This is a genomic window from Hydrogenophaga sp. L99, assembly GCF_058731905.1.
In genome coordinates, this window is the sequence record NZ_CM178972.1 from 3,455,415 (window position 1) to 3,474,233 (window position 18,819).

General features: G+C 67.0%; 21 protein-coding genes and 1 pseudogene. 2 read left to right on the forward strand and 20 right to left on the reverse strand.

Annotation, left to right across the window (positions count from 1 at the left end; translation table 11 throughout):
• Positions 1 to 165: 165 nt before the first annotated feature.
• The 18 genes and pseudogenes from hypE to AC4QBL_RS16610 all read right to left on the reverse strand — a co-directional run bounded on the left by hypE (position 166) and on the right by AC4QBL_RS16610 (position 14,737).
• Positions 166 to 1,173 (reverse strand): hydrogenase expression/formation protein HypE, encoded by a 1,008-nt coding sequence (gene hypE / locus AC4QBL_RS16525; RefSeq protein WP_472908108.1) that lies wholly within the window; start codon positions 1,171 to 1,173, stop codon positions 166 to 168.
• A gap of 101 nt (positions 1,174 to 1,274) precedes the next feature.
• A complete protein-coding gene (gene hypD / locus AC4QBL_RS16530; protein WP_472908091.1) occupies positions 1,275 to 2,450 on the reverse strand; it encodes a hydrogenase formation protein HypD in 1,176 nt (391 codons plus the stop codon).
• A gap of 278 nt (positions 2,451 to 2,728) precedes the next feature.
• Positions 2,729 to 2,950 (reverse strand): annotated as a pseudogene (locus tag AC4QBL_RS16535) (HypC/HybG/HupF family hydrogenase formation chaperone); the annotation flags it as partial.
• The gene (locus AC4QBL_RS16540; RefSeq protein WP_304836626.1) at positions 2,941 to 4,089 is read right to left on the reverse strand and encodes a Kae1-like domain-containing protein; all 1,149 of its coding nucleotides are present in this window, start codon (positions 4,087 to 4,089) and stop codon (positions 2,941 to 2,943) included. The pseudogene AC4QBL_RS16535 and the gene AC4QBL_RS16540, both read right to left, overlap by 10 nt.
• 4 nt (positions 4,090 to 4,093) lie before the next feature.
• Positions 4,094 to 5,173 carry a hydrogenase nickel incorporation protein HypB gene (gene hypB / locus AC4QBL_RS16545; RefSeq protein ID WP_304836628.1) on the reverse strand — a complete coding sequence of 360 codons (1,080 nt, stop codon included), beginning with the start codon at positions 5,171 to 5,173 and terminating at the stop codon, positions 4,094 to 4,096.
• A 31-nt stretch (positions 5,174 to 5,204) separates the two neighbouring features.
• Positions 5,205 to 5,552 (reverse strand): hydrogenase maturation nickel metallochaperone HypA/HybF, encoded by a 348-nt coding sequence (locus AC4QBL_RS16550; protein ID WP_305334664.1) that lies wholly within the window; start codon positions 5,550 to 5,552, stop codon positions 5,205 to 5,207.
• Complete coding sequence (locus AC4QBL_RS16555) at positions 5,545 to 6,723, reverse strand: hypothetical protein (RefSeq protein WP_472908092.1); 1,179 nt, start codon at positions 6,721 to 6,723, stop codon at positions 5,545 to 5,547. The genes AC4QBL_RS16550 and AC4QBL_RS16555 overlap by 8 nt, the downstream gene beginning before the upstream one ends.
• The gene (gene hybE, locus AC4QBL_RS16560; protein ID WP_492131606.1) at positions 6,720 to 7,301 is read right to left on the reverse strand and encodes a [NiFe]-hydrogenase assembly chaperone HybE; all 582 of its coding nucleotides are present in this window, start codon (positions 7,299 to 7,301) and stop codon (positions 6,720 to 6,722) included. Before hybE ends, AC4QBL_RS16555 begins: the two co-directional genes overlap by 4 nt.
• 1 nt (position 7,302) lies before the next feature.
• Positions 7,303 to 7,539, reverse strand: coding sequence for a rubredoxin (locus tag AC4QBL_RS16565; protein WP_304836668.1), 237 nt, complete (start codon positions 7,537 to 7,539; stop codon positions 7,303 to 7,305).
• A gap of 83 nt (positions 7,540 to 7,622) precedes the next feature.
• Positions 7,623 to 8,504, reverse strand: coding sequence for a hydrogenase expression/formation protein (locus tag AC4QBL_RS16570; protein ID WP_305334666.1), 882 nt, complete (start codon positions 8,502 to 8,504; stop codon positions 7,623 to 7,625).
• 26 nt (positions 8,505 to 8,530) lie between these two features.
• Positions 8,531 to 9,031 (reverse strand): thioredoxin domain-containing protein, encoded by a 501-nt coding sequence (locus AC4QBL_RS16575; protein ID WP_472900070.1) that lies wholly within the window; start codon positions 9,029 to 9,031, stop codon positions 8,531 to 8,533.
• A 22-nt stretch (positions 9,032 to 9,053) separates the two neighbouring features.
• On the reverse strand, positions 9,054 to 9,359 hold the full coding sequence (locus AC4QBL_RS16580) for a HypC/HybG/HupF family hydrogenase formation chaperone (protein ID WP_304834369.1): 306 nt from the start codon (positions 9,357 to 9,359) through the stop codon (positions 9,054 to 9,056).
• 1 nt (position 9,360) lies between these two features.
• On the reverse strand, positions 9,361 to 10,137 hold the full coding sequence (locus AC4QBL_RS16585) for a HyaD/HybD family hydrogenase maturation endopeptidase (RefSeq protein ID WP_370870989.1): 777 nt from the start codon (positions 10,135 to 10,137) through the stop codon (positions 9,361 to 9,363).
• A gap of 20 nt (positions 10,138 to 10,157) precedes the next feature.
• Positions 10,158 to 10,505 (reverse strand): HigA family addiction module antitoxin, encoded by a 348-nt coding sequence (locus AC4QBL_RS16590; protein WP_304834370.1) that lies wholly within the window; start codon positions 10,503 to 10,505, stop codon positions 10,158 to 10,160.
• Positions 10,506 to 10,623: 118 nt separating this feature from the next.
• Positions 10,624 to 11,373, reverse strand: a complete 750-nt coding sequence (cybH, locus tag AC4QBL_RS16595; protein WP_472900069.1) for a Ni/Fe-hydrogenase, b-type cytochrome subunit — start codon at positions 11,371 to 11,373, stop codon at positions 10,624 to 10,626.
• A gap of 26 nt (positions 11,374 to 11,399) precedes the next feature.
• Positions 11,400 to 11,618 (reverse strand): hypothetical protein, encoded by a 219-nt coding sequence (locus tag AC4QBL_RS16600; RefSeq protein ID WP_304834372.1) that lies wholly within the window; start codon positions 11,616 to 11,618, stop codon positions 11,400 to 11,402.
• Between the two features lie 156 nt (positions 11,619 to 11,774).
• Positions 11,775 to 13,634 carry a nickel-dependent hydrogenase large subunit gene (locus tag AC4QBL_RS16605; protein WP_304834373.1) on the reverse strand — a complete coding sequence of 620 codons (1,860 nt, stop codon included), beginning with the start codon at positions 13,632 to 13,634 and terminating at the stop codon, positions 11,775 to 11,777.
• Positions 13,635 to 13,654: 20 nt separating this feature from the next.
• Positions 13,655 to 14,737 (reverse strand): hydrogenase small subunit, encoded by a 1,083-nt coding sequence (locus AC4QBL_RS16610; protein ID WP_304834425.1) that lies wholly within the window; start codon positions 14,735 to 14,737, stop codon positions 13,655 to 13,657.
• Between the two features lie 635 nt (positions 14,738 to 15,372).
• Between AC4QBL_RS16610 and AC4QBL_RS16615 the strand changes: the two genes are divergently transcribed.
• Positions 15,373 to 15,750 (forward strand): hypothetical protein, encoded by a 378-nt coding sequence (locus AC4QBL_RS16615; protein ID WP_472908094.1) that lies wholly within the window; start codon positions 15,373 to 15,375, stop codon positions 15,748 to 15,750.
• On the opposite strand, the gene AC4QBL_RS16620 is transcribed toward AC4QBL_RS16615, so the two are convergent.
• Both AC4QBL_RS16620 and AC4QBL_RS16625 read right to left on the reverse strand, forming a co-directional pair.
• Positions 15,747 to 17,411, reverse strand: coding sequence for a GMC family oxidoreductase (locus AC4QBL_RS16620; protein ID WP_472908095.1), 1,665 nt, complete (start codon positions 17,409 to 17,411; stop codon positions 15,747 to 15,749). The two genes, AC4QBL_RS16615 and AC4QBL_RS16620, sit on opposite strands and share 4 nt — an antisense overlap.
• Before the next feature lie 33 nt (positions 17,412 to 17,444).
• Complete coding sequence (locus tag AC4QBL_RS16625; RefSeq protein ID WP_472908096.1) at positions 17,445 to 17,729, reverse strand: putative signal transducing protein; 285 nt, start codon at positions 17,727 to 17,729, stop codon at positions 17,445 to 17,447.
• Positions 17,730 to 17,858: 129 nt separating this feature from the next.
• Here AC4QBL_RS16625 and AC4QBL_RS16630 point away from each other — a divergent pair, with 129 nt between their 5' ends.
• The gene (locus AC4QBL_RS16630) at positions 17,859 to 18,791 is read left to right on the forward strand and encodes a LysR family transcriptional regulator (RefSeq protein ID WP_472908097.1); all 933 of its coding nucleotides are present in this window, start codon (positions 17,859 to 17,861) and stop codon (positions 18,789 to 18,791) included.
• Positions 18,792 to 18,819: the final 28 nt, after the last annotated feature.

The window sequence follows — 18,819 nt, forward strand, 5'->3', positions numbered from 1 at the left end:
GGGGTTCTCAGGTGACGTTTTCAAGCAAATCGGCAAACACAACGGAGCATGACCCATGCAAGCGCCCGAAGCGCGTGCAGCGACCCACCCAGAACGCCGCGGAACCGGCTTCGCCGGGCCGCCAGCGTTGCCCCCTGGGGGGTCGCGCGCAGCGCGGCGGGGGGATCAACAAATCCGTGGCAGCTGCTCTCCACTGAGCCAGTCCACCACCCGGCGGCCGCCGAAGCGCGTGGCCATCTGCACGAAGTGGTGCGGGTCGGCCGTCACTTCGCCGATGCGCTCGGCCTCTTGCCCCAGCGGGTGCGCACGCATCGCCGCCAGCACCACATCCGCGAACTCGGGCGCCACCACCGCGATCAGCTTGCCTTCGTTGGCGACGTAGAGCGGGTCCAGGCCCAGCAGTTCGCAGGCCGCGTCTACCTGCGGTTTGACGGGAATGGCGGCCTCTTGCAGCAGCATGCCCACGCCCGACTGGCGCGCCACCTCGTTGAGCGTGGTGGCGAGGCCGCCGCGCGTCGGGTCGCGCAGCACGCGCACCGCGCCGGGCGCCGCCGCGAGCATGGCGGCCACCAAGGTGTGCAGCGCGGCGGTGTCGCTGGTGATCGTGGTTTCGAAGGCGAGCGACTCGCGCTGCGAGAGCACGGCCACGCCGTGGTCGCCGATGCTGCCGGAGAGCAGCACCACGTCGCCCGCACGCGCGTGGCGACCGCTGATCTGCACGCCCGGGGGCAGCACGCCCACGCCGGTGGTGCTGATGAACACGCCATCGCCCTTGCCTTTTTCCACCACCTTGGTGTCGCCGGTGACCACCGGCACGCCAGCCTGGCGCGCCGCAGCCGCCATGGACTTGACGATGCGCTGCAGCTCGATCAGGGGGAAGCCTTCTTCGATGATGAAGCTCGCGCTCAGGTACAGCGGCTGCGCGCCCATCATCGCCACGTCGTTGACCGTGCCGTGCACCGAGAGGCAGCCGATGTCGCCACCGGGGAAAAACAGCGGCGAAATCACATGACCGTCGGTCGCCATCACGAGGCGACCCTGCGCCGGGTCGAAGGCCGGTAGCGCCAGCACCGCAGCGTCGTCACCCTGGCGCAGGAACTCGTTGTCGAAGGCGGCCAGGAACAGCTCCTCGATCAGCTGCGCCGCGGCCTTGCCGCCCGCGCCGTGGCCCATGTCGATGCGGCCGTGTTTGATGTCCAGCGGACGGATGTAATTCTTCTTCACCGGCTTGGGCGCGGGCGCCTCGCCGCCGGGGGGTTGCTCGATGTCGGCTCTCACGGGGTGGCCTCCTCGATGGCAGCGGCGGTGGCGGTGACCGGGACAATGGGAATGTCTCGGAAGCGGCCGTAGGTGTAGTGCGCGGCGCAGGCGCCTTCGCTGGACACCATGCAGGACCCGACCGGGTTTTCCGGCGTGCAGACGGTGCCGAAGATCTTGCAGTCGGTTGGCTTCTTCACGCCGCGCAGGATCGCGCCGCACTCGCAAGCCTTGTTGTCGGCCACGGGCGTGTAGTTCAGGTCAAAACGGCGTTCGGCGTCGAAGGTGGCAAACGCCTCGCGGATCTTGAGCGCGCTGTAGGGCACCTCACCCAGGCCGCGCCACTCGAAGCTGGGCCGCAGCTCGAACACCTCGGACACCAGGGCCTGGGCCTTGAGGTTGCCTTCGGGCGTGACGGCGCGGGTGAACTCGTTTTCCACATGGGCACGGCCTTCGTTGACCTGGCGCACCAGCATCAGGATGGCTTGCATCACATCCAGCGGTTCGAAGCCGGCGATCACCACCGGCTTGCGGTATTCCTCGGCGAAGTGGTCGTAGGGCGCGGAGCCGATCACGATGCTCACGTGTGCCGGGCCGATGAAGCCGTCGATCGGCACGGTGCCGAGTTGGCGCACCTCGGGCGATTCGAGGATGTGGGTGATGGCCGAGGGCGTGAGCACGTGGCAGCACAACACGCTGAAGTTGGCCAGGCCTTCGCGCGCCGCATCGCGGATGGCGAGCGCCGTGGGCGGCGTGGTGGTCTCGAAACCGATGGCGAAGAACACCACCTCGCGCTGCGGGTTCGCGCGCGCGATGGCCAGCGCGTCGGCCGCGGAATAGACCATGCGGATGTCGCCGCCGCGCGCCTTGGCCCTGATGAGTGAGAGGCTGTCGCTGGCGGGCACGCGCATGGTGTCGCCATAGGTGCAGACGATGGCGCCGCGCTCCAGGGCCAAACGGATCGCCAGGTCGATGCGACCAATGGGCAGTACGCAGACCGGGCAACCCGGGCCGTGGATCATGCGCACATTGGGCGGCAGCAGCTCGAGAACGCCGTACCGGCTGATGGCATGGGTGTGGCCGCCACAGAACTCCATGAAGCTGTAGTGGCGCTGCGGGAGCGCTTCGGCGGCGATGCGCGCGCCGATCTGGCGGGCGAGCTCGCCATCGCGGAATTCGTCGATGTATTTCATGCTGGCACCTCCACCCCCACGCTCCCCGCTTTGTGCGATTCGCTGCCCCCCGATGGGGCTGGCCCCGCTTGGGGCAGCCCGGCGCTGAGTTGCTTGAGCCCCCGCGCTTCACCGCTGCGCGATTCGCTGCCCCCCGAGGGGGCTGGCCCCGCTTGGGGCGGCCCGGCGCTGAGTTGCTTGAGCCCCCGCGCTTCACCGCTGCGCGATTCGCTGCCCCCCGAGGGGGCTGGCCCCGCTTGGGGCGGCCCGGCGCGGGTCCCGTCCTCCGGTGTGGGATCGGACGCGAACCGGGCGATGTCGGCAAACAGCGCCAGCGTGCTCAGCGCCTCTTCAGGGTCAAGCACGCCGATGGCGTGGCCCACGTGAACGATCACGTAGTCACCCACCTTCACGTCGGCCACGAGGGCGATGGAAATCTCTTTGCGGATGCCGCCGAGGTTCACCACGGCTTGGTCGTGGGGGCGCAACTCCACCAGTTGAGCGGGAATGGCTAGGCACATGGTTCGGTTTCCTTTGACGAAATGTTCTGTGGGGTCGCTGCCCGTTGCTGCGCCGCGACCCAGGCCTGACCGATCGCGAGGCCGGCGTCGCCGCAGCCTTTTTCCAGCGGTCGGTGCACACGCAGATCCGCCGCTTGCAGGCGCTCGGTCACGCGCTCGCGCAGGATGCGGTTGAAGAAGCAGCCACCGCCCAGGCACACGTCGCGGCAGCCGCGTTCGCGGGCGGCGCGCGTAGCCCATGCAGCCAGTGCGTCGGCCAGCGCGAGGTGAAAGCCCGCGGCAGCGGCGTCCGCACCCGTGGCGTCGGCATCGAACAAAGCGGGCATGAGGCCGCGCAGGTCCAGGCGGTTCTGCGCGTCGATGACCGCGCTGGGCTGCGGGGTGGTGTGTGGGTGTTGGGCGAGCCAGCGGGCGGCGGCGGTTTCGAGCGCGATGGCGGCCTGGGCTTCGTCGGCCTGGCGAACGCTGAAGGCCAGCGCGCCGGCCGCCGCGTCGAACCAGCGGCCAGCACTGCTGGTGGTGGGGCAGTTCAAGCTCTTGGCCAGCATCTGCTGCACCCCCGCGGCCACAGCCTCGCCCACGTGCGGTGCGAAGCGGGTGGTGATCTGCCCGCCCCGGCCCAGCGCGTGTAACGCGCTGGCCGCCATGCGCCAGGGCTCGCGCGCGGCGCGGTCGCCGCCGGGCAGGGCCAGCGGGAGCAGATGGCCCAGGCGCTGCCACTGCGCGCCGTCCACCCAGAGCAATTCACCGCCCCAGGCCTGCCCGTCTGTGCCCAGACCCACGCCATCCAGCGCGAGACCGATCACCGGTTCCGCGAGGCCGTGCTCGGCCACCACCGCCGCGATGTGCGCATGGTGGTGCTGGACGCCGATAGCGGGCACACCGAGCGAAGCCGCCAACTGCACCGCGAGTTGGGTGCTGAAGAAGTCTGGATGCAGATCGTGTGCCACGGCGGCAATGGGCGCACCGTGTTCGGCCAGCAGGCGCTGCACCGACGTCTCCAGCGCGGCACAGGCGGCGGGGTCGCTGAGGTCGCCGTGCACCGCCGACCACACGGGTGCGCCGTTCACCAGCAGGCAGGCGGCATTTTTCAGCCAGGCGCCGCAGGCGAGCACGGTGGGCACAGGCGTGGTGTTCATGGCGTCAGATCGAGGCGTCGGCGGAGAGGGCGGTTTCGCCGCCGGGCCGCCCCAAGGCGAAACCAGCCCCCTCGAGGGGCAGCGACCCGCGCAGCGGCGGAGTGTGGGGGCTCAATGCTGCGCGGGCTTTGGCCAGCTCGGCTTCGAGCTGCTGCACCCGATCCCGCAGCGCCGATTCCGAGACCGATGGCGCGGGCTCTTCGTGGTGGTGATGGCCGTGACCCATGGCGTGGTCCAGCCAGTGCAGCCAGGCGTCCATGCCTTCGCCGGTGGTGGCCGAGAGCTGCAAGATCTCGATGGTGGGGTTCACGCGCCGCGCCAGTTCGATGCAGCGCGCCACGTCGAACTGCACGTGCGGCAGCAGGTCGATCTTGTTGAGCACCATGAGCCGCGCGGCGGCGAACATGTCGGGGTACTTGAGCGGCTTGTCCTCGCCCTCGGTCACCGAGAGAATGGCCACCTTGGCGGCCTCGCCCAGGTCCCAGACCGCAGGACAGACCAGGTTGCCCACGTTTTCAATGAACAGCAGGCTGTGGGCATCGCCGTGGTGGTGATCGTGTGCATGACCGTGCCCATGGGCGTGGCCGTCGTGGCTGTGCAACTGTGCAAAGGCTTCGCTCACCATGGGCGCGTCGAGGTGGCAGCCCTTGCCGGTGTTGACCTGGATGGCGGGGGCGCCGGTGGCGCGAATGCGATCGGCATCGAAACTGGTCTGCTGATCGCCTTCGATCACCGCGACGTGCAGACCTGGCGCGTGGCTCTTCAAGGCTTCGATGGTCGCGCACAGCAGCGTGGTCTTGCCCGAGCCGGGGCTGGACACCAGGTTGAGCGCGGTCACGCCGTGCGCTTCGAAATGCGCGCGGTTCTGCACCGCCACGCGGTTGTTGGCGCCGAGAATGTCGGTCTCCAGCTGGATGGCGCGCGCCTGGCTCATACCGGGCACCGATACGCGGGCCGCTCCGGCACCAAAATGCAAGTCGCCATTGCCGGGGTTGACCTGCACCACGCCGGCTTCGCCCGCCTGGCTCTGCACATGCCGGGCATGGGCCACGCTGTTGTTACTGCATCCGCACACGACACACATGTTGGTTCTCCTGGTTCATTAAATCAAACAATCAATCATCGCTCACTTGCATGTCCAGCACACGCAAGGCCATGCCGCCAGTAGGCTGTAGCTGGTAGCTGCCACAGGCCGGACAGGCGTCGCCGCGCTGGGCGATAGCCACAGTCTGGGTGCAGCCCAGGCACCAGGCCTGGCCGGGGGGTTCTTCGATGTCAATCTGGGCGCCCTCGAGCACCGTACCGGGCGCCAGGCACTCCAGCGCGAAACGCAGGGCGCGCGCGTCCACCCCCGCGAGCTGACCGGCTTCGAGCCGCAGCGACAACAGACGCGAGAAGCGCTCGCGCAGGGCCGTGTCTTCGACCAGCTTCAACACACCGCAGGCCAGACTGACTTCATGCATGTGGCACCTCCTGAGCGGCAGCCAGCGGGTGCGCCACGTCAAACGGCACACAGGGGTCGAACGCCGCCATGAGCAGGCGCACGCGGCGTTCCACGGTGGCAACCGGCTCGCTCGCGCTCAAGTCGGCGATGTGTTGCGCCACCACGCCCTGCGGGTGGAAATTCCAATCGGTGGGCGCAAGCACGCGGCAGGCCAGCACCCGCGCGGGCGCATCGCCCAGGGGCGTATCGATCTCCACCTGGTGCACCAGCAGGCCACGCGCCATTTCCACCCAGGCCAGGCCTTGGCGCGGCCCGGTGTTCAGCGCGCCGAAAGACAGCCAGCCCGCACCGCTCAGGCCCGGCGCGTCGGGCTGGCACAGGCGGATCAACTCGGCCAGGCGACTGCCCAGCAAGGCCCAGGGACTCAGCGGCAGCCCGACGTCCATGCCGTTCAGTCGTGTCCAGCTGCCGGTGTGGGCGCTGGCGCCGTGCCACTGCGGGCACAGCGCGAAGGCGGGCTGCAGCGCCAGCGCAGCGGACAGGCTGCGCTGGTCCAAAACATCGGCGTGGGCGCGCAGCGCTGCGGCTGGTTGCAGCGGTGTGCCGGTGTCAACCGCGCGGGCGGCGCACAGCAACGCGGGCAACCAGCCGGTGTGGCGGCAACTCCAATCGAGCAGCCAGTCGGCACCGGACGCCTGCCAGGCCCGGAGCCATGTGGCGGCGGGCATGTGCAGCAGCTGTTCCTGCAGCCAGGCGAGCGTGGCTGGCCAGGGGGTGGGCGAGGCTGCGGCGACGAGCAGCGGACAACAAGACAGCGCGGCATGCGCCTGGGCAGCCTGCGGTCCGGGCGTGTCGGTGGCCAGCAGACGTGGCCAGTCCAGGCCCATGCGGCGGATGTGTTCCTGCGCGGTCTCGGTGCGCAGACGCTGGTCCACGGCTGGCGGTGTGCTCAGCAAGCCGGGCGCTGCGGCATCGATGGCGAGCGATGAGCACAAGCGATGCGCGTGGCCACAGAGGTTGAACAGGCTGGCCACCAGACCGGGCAAGGCCGCCACCGGCTGGCCTGGCGCCAGGCGCGCAGCCCAGTCCTGGCGCGAGCTGCGCAGGCTGAGCGGCAGCGGCGCGCCCGGTGACACGCGCAGCCGACCGGCAAGGTCTGCGAGTCCGGTGGGTGCGAACGTGGTGTTCATGGCGCGAGCGCTCCCCGGCGACCGAGCAAGAAGGCGCGGCGCGCCGGCAGGGCGCTGGGCTCTGGCAAGGGGGTGATCGGTTCGGGCGGCGCCGCTCGGGTCAGAGCGAGCGAGGCCAGCGCGGTCTCCCGCGCCAGGTCCTGGCTGTTGAAGCCATTCATGGGGGAAAACAGCGCGCAGGTCTCGTGGTACCCGACGGCGGGATCGTGCGCACCGATGAAATCGAAGCGCTCGCTGCCGAATTCACGCACGAAGCTGCGCGTCACCCGGTTTTCGTGAGGCAGGTTCGCGGCGGGCAGCCGCAGCAGGCTCATGAACCAGGGTGTGATCAACACGCCTTCGGCCACCGGCTCTGCCCCCTCTTCAGCACCACCCGCCCATGCAAAACCGACCGCCTCGACCGACAGCGCCGGGTTGAGCAAGGGAATGCCCACCATGCGCTCGGTCTGCACGTGCTTGTAGAAGTCCACCAGGGTCTGGACGCGCTGGTCCAGCACACGCTGCAGAACCGGCTCTGCCGGGCCGCTGGTGTGCTCCCCCTGCAAGGGGGAGGTCGCGGAGCGGTGTAGGGGGTTCATCTCAATCCGGCAGCATCAGGAACTGCTCGGCATCGCAATCGCAGTTCGGGCAACGCCAGTGGGCGGGTAAATCTGCAAACGGCGTTCCGGGCAGAATTTGCCACTGTGGATCCCCCAGGGCGGGATCGTAGACCCACCAGCAGATCTTGCATTCAAGACGCGACTCGGGGCGCAGCACCTCGCGGTTGCCGAGGTACGAGCCTTCAAAGCCTTCGAAGCCTTTAGGTCGGTCAGCGATCGCGCGATCCGGCGTCGGGCCGCCCCAAGCCGGATCAGCCCCCTCGGCGGGCAGCGACCCGCGCAGCGGTGGAGTGTGGTGGCTCATGCCTGTTCAAGGTAGGTCATCACGTCGAGCAGGCGCTCGTGGGAATCGCGCAGGTCTTCGGGCGCGGCCATGGCCACTTCGGGCATGTCCACCACCTCGACCGTGTTGAGGATCACCTTGTCCATCGAGTTGTAATACACCACGCGCCAGCAATTGGACAGGCGCGTGTTGGAAATGCGGCAGTTGCCGTAACCGCGCGAAAGCATGAGCACGCGACCGGTACCGAGGTGATGATCCAGGAAACCGATGTCTTCGGGTGTGACCGGCAGCAGCGTGAGGTTGACCACGTGCGGCACCTGGCCTGGTTTCCAGCCCGCGACCTGGTCGCGGATTTCTTCCACCAGCAGGGGCGCGTTCTGCACGTTGGGCGGCAGAGGGCCGGCCCAATGCGGCATCTCGCCCTGGGGCCATACATCGTCCACCGCCATCGCGCGCAGCAGCGCGGGCACCGGGCCGACCTCGAGCACATCGTCAATCAGCGTGCGCTCGCCATCCACGGTGCGCAATGTCATGAGGCGCCAGACGCCCGCCAGCACCGCTTCCTGGATGTGCACTTCCAGCGCGCCGTCTTCTTCACGCACCAGGGCGCTGACCTCGCCCTCGCCCATGATCTGGTTGATCAGCCGCAGGTCCTGCGCAGGCAGCGTGGTCAGTGACACCTGGCCGCCCGGGCCGCGCTCTGCCGTGCGGTTCAGCAACACCAGCACCTGACCGAGCACCGCGCGCGCCGCATCGCGTCCGACGAGGTCTTCGGGCTCCGGCAGCACGGGTGGGCGGTAGGTGTCCATGTCTTTGGGCATGTGCACGTAGTCCAGCTTTTCGTCTTCGACCTGGGTACCCGGGCCGAGGGCAACGAGAGGAATGGGAAATTCTTTCATGGGGCGTCCTTGTCTGTCGGTGGGTTTCAGTGGCAACCGCTGTCCTTGGCCGCACCGGACTGGCTCACCACCGGGATGCCGATGGTGGGCGGACGCGAAGGCGGCATGGCGAGCGCGGCGGCCACGCCGTGCAGGTACACGTCCCAGTCCTGCATGCCGGCGATGGCGGTCACGTACTGGCCGTCGCGAAAAAACAGCAGGGTGGGCCAGCGTTGCGAGCCGTAGCGGCGTGCCACCGCGTCCTCGCTGTCGCGCGGCACCACGGCCACCTGAAAACGGTTCGGAAAATTTTTCATCAGTTCGGGCAGCACGGCCGCCACGTCCTGGCCTTCGGGGAACCGCACCGGGTCGCCCGCGAGCAGCACCACGCGGTCACCGCCGCCGGCACTCCAGGGGGACACGCTGGTTTCATCGACCCAGGCGGCGCCGAAATCGCGCGCCAGGCGCATCACCAGCGGCGGCGCGGGGTTGGTGTCGGGCAGTGGCAAGGCAAAAGCCCGGTGGGTGGTGTCGGTGGCGGTGTTCATGGTGTCTCCTGTGTGCGAGGTTTCAGGTCTGTCCGGACAACTGCCTGAGTTGTTCGGTGGTCATTTGTGAGGGCAAGGCAAAGCCGGCATCGCCACAGGCGTCCAGGCCCTGCATGGCGTCCAGCACCAGATCCAGCGCAGCGTTCACTTCGACAGCGCGCTCGGTGGTGATGGTTTCGCGCGCGTCACCCAGGAACACCAGCAGCCAGTCGCCCGGCACCAGCGTGCCGACCAGCGCGGTGTTGACGCGACGGCGCTCGCCACGGCCTTCACACCAGGCATGGCCGGGCTCGACAGCACTGACTTGCATGGGTATGCCGATGCACATGTCAAACACCCACCTGGTTGAGAGAAGGGGCTCCGCCCGGGGGCACCGCCGGGCCGGCTTCGCCGGACGGCTGGTGCCGCCCCCCTGGGGGGGTGACGCGAAGCGGCGCGGGGGGGCTTCTGAGAAATCGTTCATCGCCCTCGCGACAGGCCGCCTCTGGCGCCGGGCGTTGCGTCTCGTAGGCGGCCAGCGCCAGCTCGTCCATGGTCACGGCTTCGCGTTCGCCCAGCGGCCTGCGCCGCGGTGCGGGCTGGCCGCCCCAGCGCGCGATCTGATCCACCCCCAGGGCCAGCGCCTCTTCCATCGCCGCCTTGACCACCGGACGCAGGCTGCCGCCGTAGTCTTCCAGCTCCTGCGGCTGGCAGCCGATCAGCAGCACCTGGGCCGGGAACTTGCCCGTGAGCTGCGCGAGCGAGAGCACCTCCTGGAAACCGGTCTGGTGCAGGCTCATCTTCTTGGCACCCATGAAGCGCGGCACCGCGTCGTCGCGCACCTGCTTGAGCGTGCCGGGTTCCAGGCCGTAGTCGATGGCATCGAAGATCAGCAGCGCGTCGGCCGCCTGTACGTGCTGGATCAGGTACAGGCCCTGGGTGCCGCCGTCGATGAGCGACACGTGTTCGGCACACTCGTAGCGACGCTGCAGGGCTTCGATGCAGCGCACACCAAAGCCCTCGTCGGCCCAGAGCAGGTTGCCGATGCCCAGCACCACGATGGTCTGCGGCTGGGCGAGGGTGTCACCACCGGGGTGACAGGTGGATTCGGACGGATGGGCGCTCATGGTGGGTGGTCCCGAAAAACTCAAGGGGAGACGGAAGGGGTGACCGGACCGGAACAGAAGCGCTTCCAGGCGTGGAAGCTGTCCCAGGCGGCCTGGTGCGCGAGCCAGAAGCCGGCGTCGATGCCGAACTGCCGCGCGCAGCGGATGGCGGTGTCGGGCGACATGGCCCGCTGACCATGCACCAATTCGTGCAGGCGGCGGCGCGAGAGGCCCAGCAAGCGCGCCGCCTGACTCTGGTTGAGCGCCAACGGCACCAGACAGGTCCGCTCCAGCAAACGCCCCGGATGCATCGGCGCACGCACCGGCACACCCCGCGGCGGGATCACCGGCGCGATAGGGTACTGACGATGTGGAGCGGAACGTGCCATATCAAAGAGCCGAAGTTGGAGCGAAGTGCCTGAATCAAGGGCGCCGAGGAACCGGCTTTGGCGGGCCTCCAGCGCTGCCCCCTGGGGGGTGACGCGAAGGCCGCGGGGGTCCATCTTTTCAGTCCTTAAACGTTCTGTAACCCGAAATCATGGTCGACACGATGCTCTGGCGCCCCATGATGTCCTCTCGGATCGCGGCGTAGATGTGCAGGATGACGAAGATGATCATGGCCCACATGCCCAGGCGGTGCCAGGTGTGCACGTCCTGGCTCTGGCCGAACAGCGGGATCACCCAGGTGGTGAACAGCGTGTGCGCCCAGGAGCCGGATTGCGTCCCTTCGCCGTAGAGCGCAAAACCGGTGACGATCATGAACAGGCCAATGCCGAGAAACAGGGTGAACATGGCGAACCTGGCCAGCGGGTTGTGTCCCACGTACTGGTTGGGCTTGGGGGCGATGAACAGATACCACGCCATCACTTGAATCACTTCGCGCCAATAGGCTTTTTGGAACATCGGTACCCAGAACAGTTCGCGCGCATGGTGGTTGCCGACGATGGCCCAGTAGGCACGCCCAGCCAGGCCCACCGCCAGGATGTAGCCGGCGGTGAAGTGCGCGAAGCGGATGTAGCCCATCAGGTAGTTGTCGCTGGCCTCGCCCGGCATGGTCGGCAGCGGCACGCCGATGAAGTAGCCGGTGATGGCCAATACCGTGATGGCCAGCGCGTTGATCCAGTGCCATATGCGCACCGGCGCTTCGTACACATAGACCGACTGGACGGACTGGCCGTTCGAGACGGCGTTCTCGTCGATGCCGGTGACATCGGCCAGACGCTGCTGGGCCAGTTCTTGGGCAGACAGTGTGGACATGGTGTGCTCCGGGTGGGGAACGACGGTCACTTCGACACGGTCTGGCCACGGCGTGCACGCCACTGACGCACAGCCCAGACGACCCCGCCCGTCCCCAGCAGGACCAGCCCCTGTTCCAGGCCAATGGCATGGGTGAGCATGTCCCACAGTTCGTGCGGTCCGTGGCCCCCGTGGGCCTGGGCTGCGCCGGTCAGGCTGGCCAGCAGCGTGCTGATCGAAAGGCGGCGGATGGTATTGGCTTGCATGTGTTTCTCCTCGTGTGGTTTCATAACGTTTCACAGATCCATGGACACTTCGAGCGGGCAACGGTCTTGGTCAAGGCACCCGTGGAACCCGCTTTGCCGGGCCACAGGGTGCGCCCCCCTTCGGGGAAGACGCGAAGCGGCGCAGGGGGCTTCATCTCACCTCACCGTGACGCGGGCCATTTCCTGACCGTCTTCGCTCATCACGTGGGTGGAGCAGGCCAGACAAGGGTCGAAACTGTGCAGTGTGCGCAAGATCTCCAGCGGCTGCTCGGGGTTGACCATGGGCGTGTTCAGGAGCGAGGCCTCGAAGGCCCCGATCTGGCCCTTGGTGTCGCGCGGCGAGCCATTCCAGGTGGTGGGCACCACGCACTGGTAGTTCTCGATCTTGCCGTCCTTGATCTTGATCCAGTGACCCAGCATGCCGCGCGGCGCAGCCACGGTGCCCACGCCCTTGGCCTCTTTGGGCCAGGTGGCGGGGTCCCATTTCTCGACGTTGACGGTGTTGCTGTCGCCGTTCTTGATGTTCTGCACCATCTGGCGGAAGTCGTCCATCATCATCTCGCCAGAGTACTGGCTCTCCAGCGCACGGGCGAGGGTGCGACCGATGGTGGTGGGCAACAGTTGCTTGAGGGTGTAGTTCGTCTCCGGCAGGCCCAGCGCCTTGGGCAGTGCGCTGTTGATGGCCACGGCCGATTCATCGACCTGTTGCTTGACGCGCTGGCAGTACTTGTTGCCTTTCATCGCATGGGCGTAACCCAGGATGTAACGCGACAGCGGGCCGACCTCGACCGAGTGTCCGCGCCAGCGCGGCGACTTGATCCAGGAGTACTTGGCGCTTTCGTCGACGGCCTCAATGTTCGTGCGCGTGCCCTTGAAGTTCGGACCCTCGGGCTTGTAGTTGGCCTCGGTCACGCCGTCCCAGGGGTGCAGGCCCTTGGACTCGTCAGCGTATTTGTACCAACTGTGGTTCACGAATTCCTGTACCTGCTCAGGGTCGCGCGGGTCGATGGCGTGGATCTTGTCCCAGTTGCCGTCCAGGATCACGCCGCCAGGCAGCTGTTGCGTGCTGGGGTCGTTCTGCACTTTCTCGTAGGTGCCGTAGTCGGCCACGTTGGTGGCCGACAGGCCACCGCCGTAGAGCCAGCCGGCCTGCTTGTAAATGGTGCCAATGGCGAGCACGTCCGGCACGTAGACGTTCTTGTTGAACTCGATGATCTCGTTGATGCGCGCTTCAACGAAGTTCAAGCGCTCCATGTTGATGGGCGCGCCGGCCGCGCCGTCGCCGTCGATGTTGATCGCGCAGGGCACGCCGCCCACCAGGTAGTTCGGGTGCGGGTTCTTGCCGCCAAAGATGGTGTGGATCTTCACCCACTCTTTTTGCAGATCCAGGGCTTCCAGGTAGTGCGTAACCGCCATCAGGTTGGCTTCGGCCGGCAACACATAGGCCTTGGAACCCCAGTAGCCGTTGGCAAAGGGGCCGAGCTGACCGCTCGCAACAAACTTCTTCAGACGGTTCTGCACGTCGCGGAAATAACCGGGCGAGGACATCGGGTGCGAGGGCGACACCAGGTGCTGCAGATCGCTGGTTTTCTTCGGGTCGGCGTTCAGGGCCGAGATCACGTCCACCCAGTCCAGCGCGTGCAGGTGGTAGAAGTGCACCGCGTGGTCGTGCACCTGCAGCGTCTTGGCCATGATTTCGCGGATGAGGTAGGCGTTGAGCGGAATCTGGATGCCCAGCGCATCCTCCACCGCGCGCACCGAGGCCAGCGCGTGGCAGCCGGTGCAAACGCCGCAGATGCGCTCCACAAAAGCCCAGGCGTCGCGCGGATCGCGGCCCTTGAGAATCACCTCCAGGCCGCGCCACATGGTGCCGGTGGACACCGCGTTGCGAATCACGTTGTTGCTGTCGAGGTTGACTTCGCAGCGCATGTGACCCTCGATGCGGGTCACGGGATCGACGACGATGCGTCGGCCGGTGTTGTCGAGCTTGAAGCCCTGTGTTTCGTAGACACCCATGATCTTTTCCTTGTTTTGTTTCAGGCGTTGGTGTTGGACTTTTCACGCGAGGTGTCGCGCGCCCGCTTGGCCACCGTGATGGCGGCGTGGGCTGCCACCGAAGCACCCACCACGGCCGCTGCCGTGCCGCCGATCTGGTCGGCGTTGGCTTCGATGCCGAAGGCGTGGATGTCGGTCAGGCGGTCGTAAAACGAGCCTTTGTCCCAGAAGCCATCTTCCGAGCAACCGATGCAGCCGTGACCGGCCTTGATGGGGAAGCTGGTGCCCTCGTTCCACTCCATGGTGGAGCAGGCGTTGTAGGTGGTCGGGCCCTTGCAGCCCACCTTGTAGAGGCAGTAACCGCGGCGCGCGGACTCGTCGTCCCAGGCCTCGACGAACTGACCGGCGTCAAAGTGCGGGCGGCGGTAGCACTTGTCGTGGATGCGCTGGCTGTAGAACATCTTCGGCCGGCCCTGGCGGTCCAGCTCGGGGATGCGGTCGAACGTCAGCATGTAGGTGATCACGCCCGTCATCACCTCGGGAATGGGCGGGCAGCCCGGCACCTTGATGATCGGCTTGTCGGTGATGACCTTGTGGATCGGCGTGGCCTGTGTCGGGTTGGGTTTGGCGGCCTGCACGCAGCCCCAGCTGGCACACGAACCCCAGGCGATGATGGCCTTGGCGTCCTTGGCCACCTTCTGCAGTTTTTCGAGAAAGGGCTTGCCCGACTGGATGCAGAACATGCCGTCTTCATTCAGCGGCGGATTCCCCTCCACGGCCAGGATGTACTGGCCTTTGTACTTCACAAGCAGCTCTTCCAGCAGCTCTTCAGCCTGATGGCCGGCGGCGGCCATCAGGGTGTCATCGTAGTCCAGCGAGATCATGGACAGCACCACGTCTTTGGCCAGCGGGTGCGCCGAACGGATGAACGCTTCGGTGCAGCAGGTGCACTCCAGCCCGTGCAGCCAGATCACCGGTGTGCGGGGCTTGTTCTCCATCGCGTAAGCAATTTGCGGGACAAACGCGGGTGCCAGCCCGAGCGAGGTGGCGGTGAGCGAGCAGTACTTCAGAAAGCTGCGGCGCGAGATGCCCTTGCGGCGCATCACCTCGTAAAAAGTTTCCATCATGGTTGTCTCCATAGGCTGGCGTGAATGGGGGCCGGCAATCGCCGGTGGGGCCACCTGATTCCATTGAACAAAAAGGCAGATGACCTACCGCTTGCAAAGCACAGGCCACCCAATGCCGGTCAAGGGAAAACACCTAATGCTTCATTTAAGTGTTTGATTTTTATCAATTTTTTTGATCAATTTGATCAGGAAAAACAAGCTCTGCCTGCGGCATGGAAGGTATGTTTCCATTTTTGAATACAAGATGTAATCGCAATATTCAGCTGATTTCCGCACACCGCCGTCGTTTGCGCGTTGCCCACAGAGGCCCAAGCCGAGGCCCGATCGGCCCCTTGCAGGCAGCGCGGCCCTGCACCCTGCGAGGCACCCTGACCGGGCCCAGGCGAAAAAAAACCAACCCCGAAGGGCTGGCTTGTGATTTCTGGCATCTCTCGGGACGCTGAAACAATTTTTTGAGTTGGACTGGGCTTGTCTCCTCGGTCCCCCGCGGTCACCAGCGGCATGCGCTGTTTGCGAGTGACGCGACTTTAAGCGCTCGCACCAGACTTGTGCATCGGGAGTTTCCCTTGGTTTCCTGGGGCTTTGGCACGGGAAATGCTGCGCACCGGGGATCGTTGGAACTGGAGCAAAAGATGTCGCAAAACGACGTATTGGCCGCGGCTGCGCACCTTCATGTGCAACTGCGCCGCAAAACCGGGCGGGTCACCGACACCGAATGGATGGCGAGCAACGCAGACTATGCGCACGCCATCGTGCGGTTTGCGCGGGAGAAAGCCGAAACCGACGGCCACGCCGAACTGCTGCCCCTGGCCCAGCGGCTGGAGACGCTGGTGGCGCAGATACAGCCCCGTGTGCGCCCACCGCTGATCGATACCGCGCAGCTGGGGTTGCGCCCCGAAACGGTGCCGTTGCAGCGCCCGGTGGAAGACCCGGACTGGAACGCCCAGGCACCGCCCGGCAGCAACGCGCGCGACGAGCTCAGCACACGCTACATCGGGCGCTTGCGTTAAACCCCTGCCAAGATCCAGCGCGCCGCCTTTTCCGCCACCATGAGCGTGGGGCTGTTGGTGTTGCCGCTGGTGATGGTGGGCATGACGCCAGCGTCCACCACACGCAAGCCCGCCACACCGCGCACGCGCAGGTGGCTGTCCACCACGGCCTGCGGGTCGCCCGCAAGTCCCATGCGCGTGGTGCCCACGGGGTGAAAAATGGTGCTGGCAATGTCGCCGGCCAGGCGGGCCAGTTCTTCATCGGTCTGGAACTGCACGCCCGGCCTGTATTCCTCGGGCTGGTAGCGGGCCAGCGCGGGCTGCGCCACGATGCGCCGGGTGACGCGCAGGCTGTCAGCGGCCACCTGGCGGTCTTCGGGCGTGCTGAGGTAGTTGGGCGCAATGGCGGGCGCGTCTTGCGGGCGCGGGCTGGTGATGTGCACATGGCCCCGGCTGGTGGGGTTGAGGTTGCACACGCTGGCGGTGAACGCGGGAAAACTGTGCAACGGCTCGCCAAAGGCGTCCAGGCTGAGCGGCTGCACGTGGTACTCGATGTTGGGCCAGGGCTGCGCCGGGTCGCTGCGGGTGAAGGCCCCGAGCTGGCTGGGCGCCATGCTCATGGGGCCGGTGCGTTTCAGGGCGTATTCGAGTCCGATCTTGGCCTTGCCCCAGAGCGAACTGGCCAGGGTGTTGAGCGTGGTGGCGCCCTGCACCTTGAACACGGTGCGGATCTGCAGGTGGTCTTGCAGGTTGGCGCCCACGCCGGGCAGATCGTGCTGCACGGCCACGCCGTGGCGCTGCAACAGCGCCGCCGGGCCAATGCCCGAGAGCTGCAAGATTTGAGGCGAATTGATGCTGCCCGCGCTCAACACCACCTCGCGCGCGGCGCGCACGCGCACCGCCTGGCCTTCGCGCACCAGCTCGGCGCCGACGCAGCGCAGTTCGCCGCTGGCCGCGCGCTGCAGGGTGAGGCGCTGCACCTGGGTTTCGGTCCACACGGTCAGGTTGGGGCGCCGCTGCGCCGGGCGCAAAAAGGCCTTGGACGCGTTCCAGCGCCAGCCGGCTTTCTGGTTCACCTCAAAGTAGCCCACGCCCTCGTTGTTGCCGGTGTTGAAGTCGGTGCTGGCGGGTACGCCGGCTTGCTGGGCGGCGGTGGCAAAGGCGTCGAGCAGGTCCCAGCGCAGGCGCTGCTTTTCAATGCGCCACTCGCCGGTGCTGCCGCGGTGTTTGTGGCCGTGCAGGGCGGCAAACGCGGGGTCGCTGGCGTTTTGCAGGTCCAGGCGGTGGTGGTCTTCGTGCGCCATGAAATCGGGCAGGCAGCGGTCCCAGCGCCAGTCGTCGTCGCCGGTGAGCTGGGCCCACTGGTCGTAGTCGCGGGCCTGGCCGCGCATGTAAATCATGCCGTTGATGCTGGAGCAGCCGCCCAGCGTTTTGCCGCGCGGGTAGCGCAGGCGGCGGCCGTTGAGCCCGGGGTCGGGCTGGGTTTCGTACAGCCAGTCGGTGCGCGGGTTGCCAATGCAATACAGGTAGCCCACGGGAATGTGGATCCAGTGGTAGTCGTCTCGGCGGCCGGCTTCCACCAGCAGCACGCGGTTGGCCGGGTTGGCGCTGAGCCGGTTGGCCAGCAGGCAGCCGGCGGTGCCGGCACCGATGACGATGAAGTCGAAGGTGGTGTCGCTCATGTTGTGGGGGGTGGTTGCGTTTGCGGTGGACATCTACGGGGTGGGGATTTGGTCGTCGGGCAGGGCAAAGTCGCCGCGCTGGTAGGCCGCCACCACCGCTTCGGCCTCGGCCATGCGGTGCGCGGGCACCATCACCCGCACCGGTATGGCGCTGGCCAGCAGCGAGTGGGTTTGCACCAGGTGGGCGTCGGCCACCACCGCGGGCACGCCGCCGGCTTGCAGGCAGCCGCGCAGCAAATAAGCCTCGGTGGGGCTGAAAAAGGTCACCAGCGTTTGCCAGTCGCCTTCGGCCGGGTCGTAGGGGCTGTCGCCGTGCATGGGTCTCCGATCGTTATTTGCGGGGCTCATGGTCTTGCGCCATCTGGGCCGGAAGTGTGAAAGCATTTTGGCCAAAAATCCAATGAATTTGTGCAGCGACCGCCATAAGCTTGGCAAATAATGGGTGCCATGACGAAGCCCGAAACCCAACGCCCCGCCCTGCCCGCGGTGGAGCCGCAAACGCTGCGCGCCTTTGCCGCGGTGGCGCGCGAAGGCAATGTGTCGCGTGCGGCCCAGCGCCTGCACCTGAGTCAGCCGGCGGTGAGCCTGCAGCTGAAAACCCTGAGCGAAGCCACCGGGCTGCTGCTGTTTGTCCGCACACCGCAGGGAATGGCGCTGACCCAGGACGGCGCGGCCCTGCTGCCCCTGGCCGACAAGGCGCTGGCCGCCCTGGCCGACTTTGGCCAGGCCGCTGCGGCGCTGCACACCACGGTGCGCGGCACGCTGCGCATCGGCACCATCCTCGACCCGGAGTTCACCCGCCTGGGTGCCTTTTTGAAGCAGCTGGTGGAAACCAGCCCGCAGGTGGGCACCGAGCTGAGCCAGAGCATGAGCGGCGATGTGCTGGCGCGCCTGGCGCGCCGCGAGCTGGACGTGGGCTTTTTTCTGGACCTGCCACAAGACCCGCTGGACGCCACCTACCGGCTGCGCCCGCTCACCCGCTTCACCTACCGCGTGCTGGCGCCGGCAGGCTGGGGGCCGCAGGTGCGCGGCAAAGACTGGAAGGCGCTCGCCGCCCTGCCCTGGCTGGCCACCCCGCCCGCCAGCGCGCACCACCGGCTGCAGCGCCGCGTGTTTGGCCCCGGTTCACTCACCGGCCTGGAGCCCCGGCGCGTGGCGCTGGTGGACCAGGAAGCGTCCATGCTGGACCTGGTGAAAAGCGGTGTGGGCCTGAGCCTGGTGCGCGACTCGATTGCCATGCGCGAAGCACAGGCGCGCGGCCTGGTGGTGGCCGACCAGGTGGCGCTGGAGTGCGACCTCAGCTTCATCTGCCTGGCCGAGCGGGCCGGCGAACCGGTGCTGGCCAGCGCCTGGGCCGCGCTGGACGCGGTGTGGGGTTGAAGGGTTGAAGGGTTGAGCAGGCTTTCCT